The organism is Thiopseudomonas denitrificans (assembly GCF_002866065.1).
In the GTDB taxonomy this organism is placed as follows: domain Bacteria; phylum Pseudomonadota; class Gammaproteobacteria; order Pseudomonadales; family Pseudomonadaceae; genus Thiopseudomonas; species Thiopseudomonas denitrificans.
Genome location: NZ_LNJZ01000009.1, coordinates 529,381 through 544,969, shown reverse-complemented (window position 1 = coordinate 544,969; position 15,589 = coordinate 529,381). Strand labels below are relative to the sequence as shown.

The window sequence follows — 15,589 nt, the reverse complement described above, 5'->3', positions numbered from 1 at the left end:
ATCAGTACTCCAAAAGATCGAGAACGGATTCTTTGTAGCAAAACACCTTGATGCTTGCTTTCCTTTCCCGAAAGGCCATCAGAACGGCATCTTTAACTTGCTTGTCGTCTGCCGGGTGGTAGCTTTCCAGACCTATGAAAATATCCTGTACCCAGCCATCCGCAAAGTCGAAGGCTAGGCTGCAAAGCTTTTTCAAGGATTCTTCCGAGAATGCTTGTTTGGCATACAGGCAAAGAGATGGCTTTTCCCCCAGCATAAACCGAAATGGAATAAGGTCTGATGCCAAAAGCTCGATTGGCAGCAAATCGCCGTATCGTTCATCTGCGTTTGCTATGACATTTCCAAGCTTGGGGTAATAGAAATGATATTGCTGCCCTTGTGTGCTACTTTTGAAGTGGCTAATCGCCTCTTTGATAAATGAGGCACGCGCCATATCCACAAGATACAAGGGGCAATTTGAGGATAAGCTCAACTGGATATTGCTTAGCGCTGGTTTGATGTCTTTATCCAGTGTTGCCCTGTCTCCATGCATCCATACGAGTAGGCCTATATGTTTCTTTTGTTTGCGCCCACCAACAGCTTGTATCGCTTGATTGATTTGAGAGCTTATTTTTGAGCAGGAAACTATCTCATCAAGCTCTGATAAGTGATTTTTGAACATCGTCCTGACACTCTGGTCTCCTTTTGGGTAGCCATTTTTGGCATTTTTTGAGGAGATATAAACAACATCAGTCCGGCTGTCATGAAGCGGGTTATCATAGACGAACACAAAATCATTGCCATGCGTTTGCCTATCGTGTGCTGCTTTATTACATGGAATGCTAACACCCTTCAGGAGATTGCTCCACCCAATCAGTTTCAGGAGTTCTTCTGTAATCTTCTCGCCATTCTCACCAGATGTCTTCGATAACTCACCCATTTTTCTTCTCCAGCGTTATGCTTATTTGGATGGTTTCTTCGTCATCCGTGAAGTTTGCATTATTGAACGAAAGGTTGTCCGGCAGTATCAATCCAATGTCCTGGCCCAGGTTGATGCGGTTAAACATCTTTTTCAGCTTGGTCTGAAGATTTCTGGTCGGCACATTGATTTCGCCGGTATCCACCAGCCCCTTGCGTTCGGTGATTCTAGCCAGCTCTGTGCCCCAGATCTCGGGGGAAACATATTTCTCTGACACCGTCCTGATCTCATCGCTAGGTACTTCATCTCGGTCTTCACACAAGGCAATGACTTCTCGGCAGAAGTCCTGCCTCGCCACGGGGCTTTCGATGTTGTCTCGAACCTTCTCTATCAACCCGGCAGCAACGGCTGTTTTTGTGTTCTCATTGGGAACCTGCTTCGCTTTCAGAAAATCCTCAATCCAGTATTTTGTGCGGCTGCTCAGGCGATCGATGGCATAAACAATTTCAGAGTCCTCAACAATGAGAACGCCTTTGTCAATTAAGTCAGGGTTGATGCCGCTTGATACTTCGAGTTGCCTGTTTTCGCCATTGGCACGGGTAGAAATGTATTGCTGTTTTGATTCCGCCTTGTAAACCCCGATGGCAGATTTGTACTTCCCATCTAGTTTCAGCTTGTCAAACAAAATGACAAATAAATCACCTGATGCGATGTTGGGATGGTGCGCCGAAGCGTAAAGATGTGCAGCCAAGTTCCTAGAAAGCTCTATGAAAGAGATTTTTCTAGAAAAGAAAGAAGATACATGGTGAGCCACATCATTCAGCACCATATCGCTTTCATGGGTAAGCATGTACTGATTTTTATCGCTGACGATGCCTCGTAGATAGCCACCAAGTATCAGGTTTGCGATGCTTTCTGTGATGTCGAAGCATTGAACTGCCAGAATCAGCGGCTCTTCTCGTAGGCGATTGCCAATCTGATGTAGGATGACATTCTCAACAACCGTTTCACCAATTTCTATTGACTTCATGCCAGCTCCCCAAGTTTTAATTTATCCCACGCCTCCAGCACTAGCTTTCGTGTACGGTATTCTCCAAACTCGCTAACCTCCCTCTCCTTAAGTACACGGAATGTTTCGGAGGGATAGTCATCGCCGGCTACGTCAGAAGGATCAAGGATATAACAGAGATCTTCGCGAGTAAGGCCATAGAGTCGAGCGTAATAGGCGTCTAGCTCTGCGCGAAGTTGAAGCCTGCGCGATGGGCTCCAGGAAAATGGAGCTCCTTGAAAACCCAAGTCTTCCGCAAACTTTTTTAAGCTATGAGTGGTATATGTGAGTTCAACAACTCTGCTTACAATGAACTCCTCATCCATTTCTGAATAGAAGTCAGGTGGCAAGACAGGGAATTGTTGGACAAAAAATAAGTTCAGGTTTGTTCCGCTCACTTTCCATCGTGCAATTACATCAATTATTATTGATCCAAGATTTGCGATAAGGCATGCCATCTTTCTGCCTGAAAGGGGAGGGGTTGGCCTCACAAGAATCAAGCTATTCCCTATAGCGGAAAATGGCAATACGCTGGATATAAATCTTCTAACGTTGGAATGATTGCTCATTGAGCGAAAGCACAAGAACCAATTATCTGCGCTTGCCCCAAGTCGTTTTTTCACATCACTGGAGTTTACATAAAATCTCGGGTTCACTTCAAAGAAAGGGTCTGAATATTGCTCAATTGAGAGTCTGGGAAGTGCTCGTGTATCATCAGTCGCCCCGTAAGGATAACTACCAAATCGATGATCATATAGGGTCATCATTTTTGCTTCGTAGAGAGGAAGGTACCCGTCAAGTTTCGCATTGCCGACTTCCACTTTTTCTTCTTTGTGTATGTCTTCGCTCGTTAGAAAGAGGTGGCTATCGTTCGACATGTGGAACATTGCCATAAACGAAATTCCCCATGGATTTTGCGGGGCCTTCAAAACCTTGGCCTGTTTCCCTTCTCCTTCGATCACGGCATCGCGCATCAGCACGGGTGCAGAACGGTAGAGCTTTTTAGTCAGCTCCGCATCGCGTTTACTGCGGAATACCGGGCAGGTGAGTGTGTTGGGGTTGATGAGGCGGAAGTCTTCTGGGGATAGAGTAAATCGCCTCCTGTTGTCATTAATATCTTCAACTTTCTTAAGGAGGAAGGCGAACGTGGCTGTTTTGGACTCACCTATAGTTACAAGAGAGAATCTAACCAATGTTGCGACTGCGGGAAATATGCGGTCGGAGTTATCAAAGTCATAAAGACTTACTAGTCTGCTCGATTGAGTGAGGTTGGCGAAATAGGCTTTTGTGGATGCGTCGGTGGCAATACCGGTAGGCACGATAAAGCCGGCAAAGCCCTGTTCTGCTTTGGTGATTTGCAAAATGGTTTCAGCAAACAGCGCATAGGTATTTACATCCCCCACACCGGTCAGCGGGTAGCGCCCGCCTTCGTTTTCCTTCACATGTACAAAAATGCTGGCGGCTTCGGCGGTGCGGCGGGCGCTGACAAATTCCTGATACAGCCGTTTTTCGGCTTCATCGGCGTCGGCTGTGTGGGCCAGCTCGGGGTAAAGGTGGCGGGCCAGCATGCCCTCACTGAGCCACTGGATGCGCTGGCTGCGTTCGGCCTTGTTTTTGGCCTGGGCAATGTCGGCGCTGCGGCTGGCAAAGAACTCTTCTTCTTGCAGCTTGATGCGCTCCCACGGCGGATTACCCAGCACACAGTCAAAACCACCCTGGGCAAATACCTGCGGAAAGGCCAGCGGCCAGTGAAATACGCTGGCGTGCTGGCAGGCATCCAGCGCGGCTTGCCGCTGAGCAAGATGCTGGGCGTTGTGGCTGTCGGCATCGCTGATCAGCTCCAGCAGCAGGCTGGCGGTGGTGGGAATCTGCTGCTGGGTGTGTGGCAGCTTGGGCAGCAGATAGGCAGCCACCAGCATGTCGGCGGCGTTGCGTAGCGGGCTGGTGCGGGTTTGCTCTAAAAACTCGCGCCAGGCGCTTTCCTTGGCGGCAATTTCTTGCAGGCTGTTTTGTGGCAGGGACTCGATGCGTTGCAGGCTGCTGAGGCTGTCTTCCTGCGCCAGTGGCAGGCTGAACTGGGGCGTTTTCTGCATGGTCTCCAGCTGTTTGAGCGCCTGACGGTTGCTGGCGGCCAGTTGTTTGCACACTTCTTTGTCGTCGCCGCTGAGGGCTTTGTAGGCATCCTTGCTGATGCCCTGTTCCAGCACGCTCAGGTCGGTTAGCCCCAGCAGGGCATCGCCCACTTGCAGGTGGTGGTTGAGGAAGCCCAGCGGGCGGCCTTCTTCAAAGCCTTCCAGCCAGAGCGCCATGCGTGCCAATTCGATGGCCATGGGGTTACGGTCCACCCCGAAAATGCAGTGGGTGACGACTTGGCGCAGGGCGTGGCGGTAATCCTGCGGGCTGACTGCACCGTCGTGGCCGCTGGCCTGGCTGCGCAGCTCGGCGAGTTGTTCGGCCAGACGGCGGGCGGCAGCCAGCAAAAAGTGGCCGCTGCCGCAAGCGGGGTCGATGACGCGGATGGACAGCAGCGCAGCGGCGGGATTTTCCGGGTTGTCTTGCAGGCGCTGGGCAATCACCGGTTCCAGTGCGCTTTTGATCAGCTCTTGCACCAGGCTGTCGGGGGTGTAGTAGCTGCCGGTGAGTTTGCGGGCGTTGCCGGCGGTACTGCCTTCTTCGGTGAGGCCGACAAAACCGAAGCGGCGCGCGCTCAGGCTGATGCTGGGCACCAGCTCCAGCAGGCTTTCATAAACGCTGCCCAGCTCTTCCGGCCCCATGTTGCGGTAGTCCACGGGGCTGTAGGTGGTGGTTTTGCCCTGGACGATTTGCGCCCAGCGCAGGTGACGGATCACGGTGAGGAAATACTGGTTGCTGAGTTTGGCCTGATCCAGTTGCGGGCACTGGTCGGCGGCAAACAGGCCGCCCAGCGCGGGCAGCGCCAGCAGTGGCTGGCCCTGTTGCAGGCCACGAAAGACGATGCGGATGGCTTGCCAGTGGTCGTCAAAACGGTTGTGGGCGCGGCGCTTGAGGCACAGCTCGCGCAGGCGAGCCAGGGCATAGCCTTCGGCATAGGCCTGACGGGCGTTCAGGGCTTCGGCGCTGTCATCCTGGGGGTGCAGCAGGCCGCGCTCTTCCAGGGTGAAGACGAAAATCAGCCGGTAAACCAGGCGCAGCAGTTGCTGGAAGTATTGATCACGGCTCAGGCTACCGTCGTCCAGTGCAGTGCGCAGGGCTTGGTTGTCGGGGTGTTCCAGAAAACCCTGCCCCAAGGCGATCAGGGCTTGTTCGACGCCGTGGCGCAGGCCGTCACGCACGCGGGTGCCCTGTTCCTGACCTTGCTGTCGCCATTGCGCCCAGATGGTCTGGGGGTCTGTGTCGCCTTCGGCCAGCGGCAGGCCGGAGTTGGGGGCACGGCTGGCGTGCAGCAAGCGCCAGGCGCTGGCAAATTCGCTGAAACGCTGGCCTTGCAGGATGTCTTGTAGGTCGATTTCCAGAAAGCTGGGGCGGGTCAGGCTGGCGGCGTTGTGCAGCAGACGGATTTGTCTGCCGTTGGTGACCAGCGCCCAGTGGTGGTCCGGGCTGGCGTTAAGCAGCTCTTGCGCCAGCTGGAAGGCGGATTTTTTGCGGCTGCCGCTGCCTTCCACGGCAAACAGGGGCAGGCTTTCGTCCAGCGTGGCAGTAAAGGGCGCAACCACAATGGGCAGGCTGCCGGCTTGCAGGTTGACGGGGTAGCGGCGCTCGTCCAGTTCGATGTGTTTGCTGTACTGGATGGTGTGGTAGCCGAAGGCGTGTTTGAGCAGTTCGCGGACAAACTGGCAGGTCAGCTCGTACGGGTCCACGTCCTGGCGTTGCTGGTGGCTGGTAAAGCCTTTCCACTGGGCATTGGCAATCTGGAAGGCACGGCTGTATTCGTCACGCAGTTGCAGCCCCTTGGGCGTTTGGTAGTCGGCGGCACTTTGCAGGATGGCTTCGCCACGGGCGGCCTTTTCCAGCAGGTCGGGCAAAAAGAGTGCGCCTTCCAGGGTGAGGCTAGGCAGGTTGAAGGTGCTTTTACGGGCTTTGTTGATGCGTTTCATGGTGGTTACTCGTGCTCCCCGATGACTTCCCAGTGACGGCAGGGTTTTTTTGTACGTTTTAGCTTTTTCAAATGTGGAGGACGTTTCAGTTCAAAACGGGTCATCAGAGCGCATCCGGCAGCAGTACATAAACACCCATTACATCCACCGGCAAACACGGACTGACACTGTATTGGCCAACATCGCGGGCGGCTTCGCGCACACGCTTGTGGTCGGCCAGTAGTTGCTCGGCGCGTTCGCTGGCCAGCTGTTCCAGTTTTTGCTGCTGAGTTTGCAAAAACTCCAGCGCCTGACCAACTTCGCGGCTGATCAGGGCTTTGTCCAGGTTGCCGGTGGGCACACATTCCAGCAGCTCGTTCACTTCGGGGCCGGTCAGCCACTGCGGGTTGCTGCGCCCCTGTACGGCCACGGCGAGGGTTTCTTCCGCCATTAGCTGGTAGGGCTGGCGGCGGCGGACGTATTCCAGATTGTGGCGCAAGCGCAGCAGGTAAATGGTGGTCACCACTTCGACGGCATCGGTTTCGGTGGCTGCGCAGCGGGCGGCTATGGGGTTTTGTTCTTGCAGGCTTTCTTCCAGCAGGTGATCGGCCAGTACGCTAACCAGCGGGTGGCTGCGGTGCAGCTCGTTAAAGTCGATTAGCTGTTCCTTGTTGATGCCTTCGTCGTTCAGGCGCAGGCGCAGGGCTTCCGGCAGTTGTTGTGGCAGAAAGCGATACCGGTTGTGGCGGGCTGGCTCTAGCGGTGCGTTCAGGCGGGCGGTGGCGGTGCGGATAAAACGCTCCACATCAGCCTGGGTGCCCAGGGCGGCTTGCTGCTTTTCCCATTCGGGCAGCACTTCGTGCGGATGGATACGGCGCTGGGCAAATACGGTGCGGTTTTTGCGGGCTTTTTCCAGTGCATCCTGCCATTGGGCTTCGACGGGTTGCAGGCTGTCCTGAATGTCGGAAAACAGGTCCATGGTTTGTGGCCCGCTACCGCCGCTGCGGCGCATCAGGGCGGCGCGTACCAGCGCCTGATTGATGCGGGTGTCGTCTTCAGGCATGGGTACCAGTACGCCCAGCTCTTTCTGGATGGCTTCGCCTTTGCGCAGGATAACGTTGAGGATAAAACCGTCCACCGGGTTGTCCTGGCCGTAGAGCATGGTGCAGCGCACTTCGCTGGCTTGCTGACCAAAGCGGTCAACGCGTCCTTCACGTTGTTCGTGACGGGTCGGGTTCCAGGCCAAATCATAGTGCAACACGGCAGTAAATAGGTGTTGCAGGTTGATGCCTTCGGACAGGCAGTCGGTGGCGACCAGAATGCGGCGTTCGTGCTCGTCCATGGATTCAACCCGCAAGCGGCGTTCTTCCGGGGTTTGCTCGCCGGTTACGGCTTCGATACGGGTATCGGGGAAGGCCTTTTGCAGGTGCTCGGCCACATAGTGGGCGGTGGCCACATAACGACAAAACACTACCGGCTGATAGCCATCGTTCAGCTGATCCTGCAGGTGGCGAATCAGGGCGGCCAGCTTGGGATCGCCTTTGGGGCCGCTGAGTTTGTTGGCGGTTTCAATCAGGTTTTGCAATGGCTGATTGTCCAGCTGGGCGGGCGGCTCGATATCGGAGGCGGTGAGGTCATCCATTTCGCCGTCGTGCAGGCGGTCATCGTGCAGCAGGTCGCTATCGTTTTCGAGGGTATCCAGACGATTGCTGAGGGCGCGCACGGCAGCGGCAGGCGAAGATGCGACGCAGCGCAACAGGGCCAGGGTGGCGTACCAGATCAGGCGCGAGCGGCCTTCTTCCTGTTGTTCGATTTCGTGGGCCAGCTCGCGGCAGTAATCCTGCACGGCATCGAAAAATGCACCCCACTGGCCGGTGAGGCTGTAGGTGATTTCGGTTTTCATACGGCGGGGAAAGCCGGTGCCGTCGCTGGTTTCGGCCTGCCACTCGATGATGTCCTGACGGCGGCGCTGGACGAAGTGGCGAGCCAGTTCCTGACGCAGCGGGTCATTGGCCGAGGTTTTGTGTTGCAGTTGGGCAAACCTGGGGTCGAGCAGCGAAATCAGGTTGTAAAAGGCTTCTTCGTTGCCGCTGTGGGGGGTGGCGGTCAGCATGAGAATGTGGCGTTGCTGATCAGCGGCCAGTCGCTGTAACAGCTCAAAGCGCAGTTGTTTGCCCTGCCCGGAGGTTGAGCAGGTGTGGGCTTCGTCAACGATGATGCATTCGGGGGCGTTGGCCAGAAAGTGTTCGCGGTGACGCTCGCTTTTGATGTAGTCCAGGCTGACCACGATGATCGGGTAATGGTCCATCAGGCGCACGCCATGGGGAATTTCCCGTTCGACACGGCTGGCGCTGGATGAAGTCAGCGCAACGCTTTGCAGGTTGAAGCGGTTTTCCAGCTCGCTTTGCCACTGTTCGACCAGGTGTGGCGGACAGAGCACGGCCAGTTTGCTGATTTCGCCACGATCCATCAGTTCGCGCACGATAAGACCGGCCTCGATGGTTTTACCAATACCCACGTCATCGGCAATCAGCAGGCGCACGGTATCCAGCCGTAGAGCCATCAATAGCGGCACCAATTGGTAGGCGCGGGGTTCGACAGCGATATTGCCAAAGGAGCGGAACGGGCCGGCACCAGTGCGTAGATTCAAGCGCAGAGCATCGCGCAACAATAAAGCAGCAGAGTGGTTGCCCGGATACTGTGGATCGGGCCAGGGAAAGGTGGCGGAGCGCACCGGCTCCATTTCCAGATCGGGAATCAGGCTAACGATGTCGTCGTCGGTACCACCCAGCGGGCGTAGTTTGAGCCAGTTGGCAGTGGATTCGTTTTGCACCACCCACTCACGGCCACGGGCGTGGACCAGATTGCCGGGGGCGTAGTTGTGCTCTAACTGATTCATGGTGTGTCCTGATTTTTTTGGATATGGCTGGCCAGCGCGGCAAAGGATTCAGGCCAGCGGGCCGGTTGGCTAAAGTCCAGCACCTGCCAGCCACGCTCTTGCAGGCTGCTGGCAATGTCTGCATGCAGGGCGGTTAAAAATACCAGTACGCGGGCGGCCTTGTATTGGCCTGCGGCAGTGGCTGCGCCTTGGTTTACGGCAACCTGCTGGGTATCGGGTATGGGCAAATGGTGTGCTGCCAATGCCTGTAGCCACTGGCTGTGCAGATCGTTTGTGTCGTGCTTGTCGGTTGCTGTGATGCTGGCTGGCGTTGTGCCGTGTGCCGGCTGGACGTTGGCATTGGCCAGTGCCACCAGTAATTCCAGCGCCTGCTGGTTACGGCGGTTGATATGGTCGTGATCCGGCTGGTTAAAGTACGACAGCAGGCACTGATAACAGCCCGCTTCGCATTTGGCATTGCCCAGCTCGTCGGTTTGTTCCTGCTGTGGCAGTTGCTGGTAATCCCAGCTGCCTTTGGCGGGCGGGGTAAAGTGCATCAGTTCCAGCGCACGGGCGGCCACCTGGGCCAGACTTTCCGGCTCGCTGGCCAGGCGGGTCAGAACGCCGGCTCCGCCTTCGGCGGCTTCATAAAACAGCAGGCCACGGCGTTCATCCAGCCTGGGCAGCGGTTCGGCCACCAGCTCGGACTCTTCAATCTGGAAGGTCATTTCGATACCGCGCTTGAGAGCCGCCTGCACGGTGGCCATGGCTTCCAGCGATAGCTCCTGCCGTGGTTGCAGGATCAGCAGGTTTCGGTGGTCTTCGACAAAGGGCACGATGCGCTGGGTGCGGGCTTTTTCGGTGATTTTTTCTTCCATGGTGGCCGCGCTGTCATCGCTGGCATCGTCTTGTTTGCTCCACAGGCCGGTAATCGGGTTGATGTGAAAGCCCAGTTGTTCTTTGTTTTTGCGTCTGCGCCAGCCACGGTTGATGCGCCAGATACGGGCAGCCGGTGCATAGGTCAGTTCGGCCAGTGGCTCTTCTGCGCTGAATACCAGTGCTTTTTGTTTCTGGATGCTGCCATCGGGGCCGGGTAGAAAACGGTAGGTGGTTTGTAACTCGAAGCCCTGACGCTGGCGCTCTTCCTCGTTGGCTGAGATGCGCTCTACCGGCTCGGTTTCTACGGTTTCGATGCGATATAACTCGCGCACCCAATCACTTTCGGTTAGCAGGGCATCGCAGTTCTGGCACAACTCAGTAAGCAGCTCCTGGGAGTGCAGCTCACCCAGATGGCCATAGCCGCACTGGCTGCAAATGCGCGAACTGATGGTGGCCAGTGTGCTACCGCCGGAAATATGGTCGCTGTTGCCGACATTGAGCTTGGCACGGTTGACGCGGTACATGCGCCCCTGATGGTAGATAAGGCTGCGCGGGCCAAACTCGGAGAGCGCCAGAAAACGTGGGCGGCTGACCATGCTGCCGTCGTCGATTTTGCCTCCCTTGCTGCCGCGAGAGGGTATCCAGGCCATCAGCGGCAAGCGCGGGAAGTTGTAACCCGGCAAGAACCCCTGGCTGGCCAGGTAACGGTAGGTGTAGAAGTCCGAGTTGCGCGAGCTGCCGGTTTTCAGCAGTGCGCTGAGCTGGTTGCTGGCATCGTTGTAGCGGCGCTGGGCATTTTTGCGCTCTTGCTCGCTGGAGGCATGGCTGCGTAGTACGGTGTCGGCCATTGCCATCTGTTTCTGGGTGGCGTCATACAGGTTGCGCCAGCGGTCCAGCGCCGCAGAAAAGGCTGCGGGCGCACCCTTGATAACCTGCTCAACATAGCAGGGACTAAACCAGAGGCTGGTTTGCAGCTCGCTTTGCAGTTGTTCAACCACGGCCTGTACCGCCAGTCTGGCCTTGTTACCGGTTTCGTCACTGTTTAGAACGGCTTGCAGGGCAGGCAGGAGGTCTTTATCAGCTGTTTCCAGATCAAGTAGTTGGGCAATGCTGCTTTCCAGCTCGGTTTCGGCACAGGCCAGCCAGGTGGCGTGCAGGTGGCTTTTAATCAGCTCCTGGTTGCCCAGATCCAGCGTGGGAGCCTTGACTACGCCATGCACCATGTCGTTGGCGTTGTGGAAAAACCATTGATCATGCGGGCTGAGCGAGGCGCAGTAGGTGATGACAATCGCCTGCTGGCCGGAGCGGCCGGCTCGGCCACTGCGCTGGGCATAGTTGGCAGGCGTGGGCGGTACGTTGCGCAGGTAAACGGTGTTGAGCGCCGAAATATCCACGCCCAGCTCCATGGTGGGAGAGCAGAACATCACCGGCAGGCGTTGCAAAGCTCGATCGTTGCCAGCTTTAAGCCAGTCGTCACGGTCTTTTTGCGTGTAGCGGAAACGCTGCTCCAGGATCTGCCGGTCGCCACCGTCTACCTGGGCGGTATGCTCCTGGGCTTCAAACACAAACAGCGGGTGCTCTGGCTGGCACAACATACCGGCCAGGCTGTAATAGAGCTGGCGGAAATACGGGTTGCTGGCGTTGTTTCCGTCATCATCGAGTAAGCGCCACTGCAAAGCGGTTGCACTCAGGCGATAGCCGGTTACGTCCTTGTCCAGCGGTTCGCGGCTGACGTAACCAAAATGAAGGGCCAGCTCAAGCAGGTCTTCAATCAGTTCAACCCACTCGTCGTCTTTCCAGTCCTGTACCTGGCTGGCCAGTGCGGTGTCTTTCCAGAAGTCGGCCCGCTTGAGCAGGCGGACAATGCGTGATCTGGGTGCCGCAGATACGGTATTCATGCGGTTGCGCCCACGGTATTCAGGGCGCGATACGGTCACCAGATAGTGGGAGGTTTCCAGTTTTTCGTCGGTTTCAAAACCCCAGCGTTCCTGAAGCTCGTTGAAGGCACGGTTACGATTTTTGTCCTGTTCGGCCGGGTCGAGATAGATGCTATGCAGACACAGGCTGCGGCGCATTTCATCGAATAATAGACGGCTCAGGTGTGCCCGGTTGCCGGGGGAAAGTTTGCGCAAGTCGGAGTTTTTGGTGTTGGCAAACACCTCGTCACTACAAAAGTCTTCAAGCAGGTTGTAACCAACCTGCAAGATGCCGAGCTGTTCCAGGTTGGGATTGTTGAACCGCCAGCCGCGACGCAGATCACGCAGCAGCCGGTAGCCCAGTACAAAGCGCAAGGTGCGCTGGGCTTCCTGGCGAGCCAATCCCATGGCTTTGGGGTTTTGCAGGTATTCGCCAAGGGTTTCTTCGTCGGTACGGTCAAAACCAAGCGCCTTGAAGACTGCGCCTGCCAGCTCTTCTTCTGCCAGTGTCTGATGGTTACGCTGCAATGCGCCAATCAGGCCGGCACGCAAGCTAAGCAGAAACAGGAAGTCATTGAAATGGCCGGCCTGTAAGGCAGCGTCCTGGCGGTTGTCGCTAAAGCCCAGCAGCTTGCGCGGGTCGGGTAGGTGTTCGGGCAGGTCTTGCAAGGCAAATAGCTGGCGCAGCGCGGCCAGCGTTAAAACGGTTGTGGCCGATGAGCGCCCCTCGCCGGACAGGCTGGCCAGGCGGTTGCTGTCTTTGCCGTGGGCATCGTAGGTTTGGCTACAGGACAGGCAAAAGCGGAACTTGCCCGGCACAAACCAGAAGTCTTCGCCCCGTCCGGTTTGGCCATCGGCATCCACTTTGTACTCGTGAGGGGCTGCATTTTTGTAGCTGGACTTGAGCTTGGGTTCTGCCTTGCTGAAATCCAGCCAGTGTTCGGGCAACTCTTCAAGCAGCCCGTGGTAATTGAGACCCTCATGCCTGGGGCAAAGAAAGCCAAAGTCCTGCTCTTGCTCGGGGTCGGCTGCGGTTTCACTGATTTCACGCGGACTAAAACTGACGCTGCCGGATTCGGCACGCCAGACCGGATGATATTCCTGGCCACAGTCGCGGCAAAAGTGCGTGCTGTACAGCAAGGTGTTTTGTTGCTGACGGCCGGGGGCAAACTTTTGCGCATCCAGAGTGATGTAACGGCTGCCAGGCGCTTCCAGAGTAGTCAGTACCTTGCCGGGACCGCTGATGAACTGGTGCAGCTTGAAGGCAAAAGGCGCACGGCCTTGGGGGTTGTGAATGCCGTGTGCCTGTAACAGGAAACTTTGTAGGGCAGTTTTTGCCTGCTCAAATGAGGTGCCGGTGTCCTTGGCCAGCAGCTCGCCCGCTTCGGCCAGTGTTTTGGGTTGGGCACGCTTGGGCGGTTCGCCATCGGCAAACTCGATCCCTAGGTTGAGCTCTACCCAGATGGCCATGGGCGAGTTGATAAAGGCTGTGTAGTCCGGCAGGTGGAACTGGTTGGCCAGTACTTCGGCCTTGAGTTCGTTGCGGATGGCTGACACGTCTTTGTCGGGGTTGGTTACGCGCTCCAGCGTTTCGCCAATAATGTCGTGTGCGCTGATTGAGGTGCCAAACAGCTTGCTGGCCACGCCAGCCACCACCTTGTTGCGCTCGGCCTGTTTGCCGGTGCTGGACATGGTGGCCGAGGTACCGATGCACACCAGTTCGTTGGCCTGCATGCGCTGACGCAGACGACGTACCAGAATGGCCACGTCCGCCCCCTGGCGGCCACGGTAGGTATGCAGTTCATCCAGAATCAAAAACTCAAGGCCACGGCAGTTTTCCACTACGCGCCGGTCCACCTCTTCATAACGGGTAAGAATCAGCTCCAACATCATGAAGTTAGTGAGCAGAATATCCGGCGGGTTGTTGGCAATGCGTTCGCGCTCTTCCCGTGTTTCCTGGCCGGTATAACGGGCAACCGTAAACGGCTGTGGATTCATGCCAGTGAGAAACTTGTCCAGTTCTTCCAGCTGGCTGTTGGCCAGGGCGTTCATCGGATAAATGACGATGGCGCGAGTACGGGGCTTGGGGGCCTGGTCTTTGCCCTTGAGAATGGCATCGACCACGGGGATAAAAAAGGACAGGGACTTGCCCGAGCCGGTACCGGTGGTGACTACGTAGCTTTGTTTGGATTGGCCTTTGGCTAGCGCTTCCATCTGGTGCTTGAACAGGCTCAGCTCATCACAGCGCCCCTCATTCTTGCCGGTGCGGAAGATTTCAGCACATTGGGCATGTACAACACCCTGAGCAGCCAGCTCCTGAATAGTGCCCTGACGCTGGTAGTTGGGGTTGATCTGGATTAGGGGATCAGGCCAGTAGCGGCCATTGACGTATTCGGCTTCCACCAGCTGTTTGATATCCGCCGCTGCAATTTTGGCAAAGCTGCGTGAAAAGGCGCTGTATTCACTGATCAGCTCGTTGCGAAAATCAAAGACGTTTTCCATCTGTCATTCCTTTATGCAGCCGGACGGTGCCGGTGGGTGGCCGTCTGTTGGCCAGGTTTGATTTTGTTAATCGGCTAACTATGCCACAAATGCTACCAAGGTGTTGGTCGAGGGCTGGAAAATGAGCCCTGAATACTGGCTGTTACATGTAAGTGCAGGACGAGTTGACCAAACATTTTGTCTGGGGGCGCAAGCGTACTTGTTGTATCCGGCACGAGGATCTGATAACTTGCCGCACTTGGTAACAGTTCTCATTTGATCGCTACTCAAATCACCACTGGAGCATTCCCATGCGTCGTCCTTCCGCATCAACTTTTCGTGCCCTGCTGGGCGGTCTGGCCCTGGCTGTGGGCAGCCTTGCTGCAGGTACTGCGGCCAGCGCCGAGGTCAATCTGTACACCACCCGTGAACCGGGGCTGATCATCCCGCTGCTGGATGCCTTTACCGCCGAGACCGAGATCAAGGTCAACACGGTGTTCGTCAAGGATGGCCTGATCGAGCGGGTCAAGGCCGAGGGCGCACGTTCGCCGGCCGACCTGCTGATGACCGTGGACATCGGCAACCTGCTGGATCTGGTCGAGGCCGGTATCACCCAGCCGGTCGAGTCGGCCGCACTGCAGGAGGCGATTCCGGCCAATCTGCGCGGTGCGGACAATCAGTGGTTTGCCCTGTCGATGCGTGACCGTGTCGCCTATGTGGCCAAGGAAATTGACGATGTCACCGCGCTGAACTATGAAGACTTCGCCGATGCCAAGTGGAAGAACAAGGTCTGCATCCGCTCCGGTCAGCACCCGTACAATACGGCGATGATTGCCGCCATGATTGCCCATAACGGTGCCGAGGCAACCGAGCAGTGGCTGCGTGACGTCAAGGCCAACCTTGGCCGCAAGGCGACCGGTGGTGATCGTGATGTGGCGCGTGACATTCTTGGCGGCATCTGCGATGTGGGCATCGCCAACGCCTACTATGTGGGCCGCATGAAGAATGCCGAGCCGGGCAGTGACGACCATGCCTGGGGCGAAGCCATCCGTGTGGTGCGTCCGACCTTTGCCAAGGGTGACGGCACTCATGTGAATATCTCCGGTGCGGCACTGGCCCAGCATGCACCCAACAAGGCCAGCGCCGTCCAGCTGCTGGAATACCTGGTGTCTGATCAAGCGCAAAGCCTGTACGCCAAGGCCAACTACGAATATCCGGTCAAGGCCGGTGTCGAGCTGGACCCGGTGGTGGCCAGTTTTGGCGAGCTGAAGGTTGACTCCCTGCCGCTGACCGAAATTGCCAAACATCGCAAGCAGGCCAGTGAACTGGTGGACAAGGTCGGGTTTGACCACTAAAGTCACCGCTTTGCCCGTTTGGCTCTACAATCGCCCGGATGCGTTGCCGGGCGATTGTGTTTTTCACAGGTAATATTTTTTC

The 15,589-nt window shown here is 56.5% G+C and carries 6 protein-coding genes; 1 reads left to right on the top strand and 5 read right to left on the bottom strand.

Translation table 11 applies throughout. From position 1 onward, the window contains the following. Window position 1 precedes the first annotated feature (1 nt). The 5 genes from gapS4a to AR306_RS11710 all read right to left on the bottom strand — a co-directional run bounded on the left by gapS4a (window position 2) and on the right by AR306_RS11710 (window position 14,173). On the bottom strand, window positions 2-919 hold the full coding sequence (gene gapS4a, locus AR306_RS11730) for a GapS4a family protein (protein WP_101497733.1): 918 nt from the start codon (window positions 917-919) through the stop codon (window positions 2-4). After that, a complete protein-coding gene (locus tag AR306_RS11725; protein ID WP_101497732.1) occupies window positions 912-1,928 on the bottom strand; it encodes a nucleoid-associated protein in 1,017 nt (338 codons plus the stop codon). Before AR306_RS11725 ends, gapS4a begins: the two co-directional genes overlap by 8 nt. Then, window positions 1,925-6,019 (bottom strand): Eco57I restriction-modification methylase domain-containing protein, encoded by a 4,095-nt coding sequence (locus AR306_RS11720; RefSeq protein WP_101497731.1) that lies wholly within the window; start codon window positions 6,017-6,019, stop codon window positions 1,925-1,927. The genes AR306_RS11725 and AR306_RS11720 overlap by 4 nt, the downstream gene beginning before the upstream one ends. A 103-nt stretch (window positions 6,020-6,122) precedes the next feature. Further along, window positions 6,123-8,897 carry a helicase-related protein gene (locus tag AR306_RS11715; protein WP_101497730.1) on the bottom strand — a complete coding sequence of 925 codons (2,775 nt, stop codon included), beginning with the start codon at window positions 8,895-8,897 and terminating at the stop codon, window positions 6,123-6,125. Beyond that, window positions 8,894-14,173 (bottom strand): DEAD/DEAH box helicase, encoded by a 5,280-nt coding sequence (locus AR306_RS11710; protein ID WP_101497729.1) that lies wholly within the window; start codon window positions 14,171-14,173, stop codon window positions 8,894-8,896. The genes AR306_RS11715 and AR306_RS11710 overlap by 4 nt, the downstream gene beginning before the upstream one ends. A 290-nt stretch (window positions 14,174-14,463) precedes the next feature. On the opposite strand from AR306_RS11710, the gene AR306_RS11705 reads away from it, so the two are divergent. Then, window positions 14,464-15,507 (top strand): extracellular solute-binding protein, encoded by a 1,044-nt coding sequence (locus AR306_RS11705; RefSeq protein ID WP_101497728.1) that lies wholly within the window; start codon window positions 14,464-14,466, stop codon window positions 15,505-15,507. Window positions 15,508-15,589 lie beyond the last annotated feature (82 nt).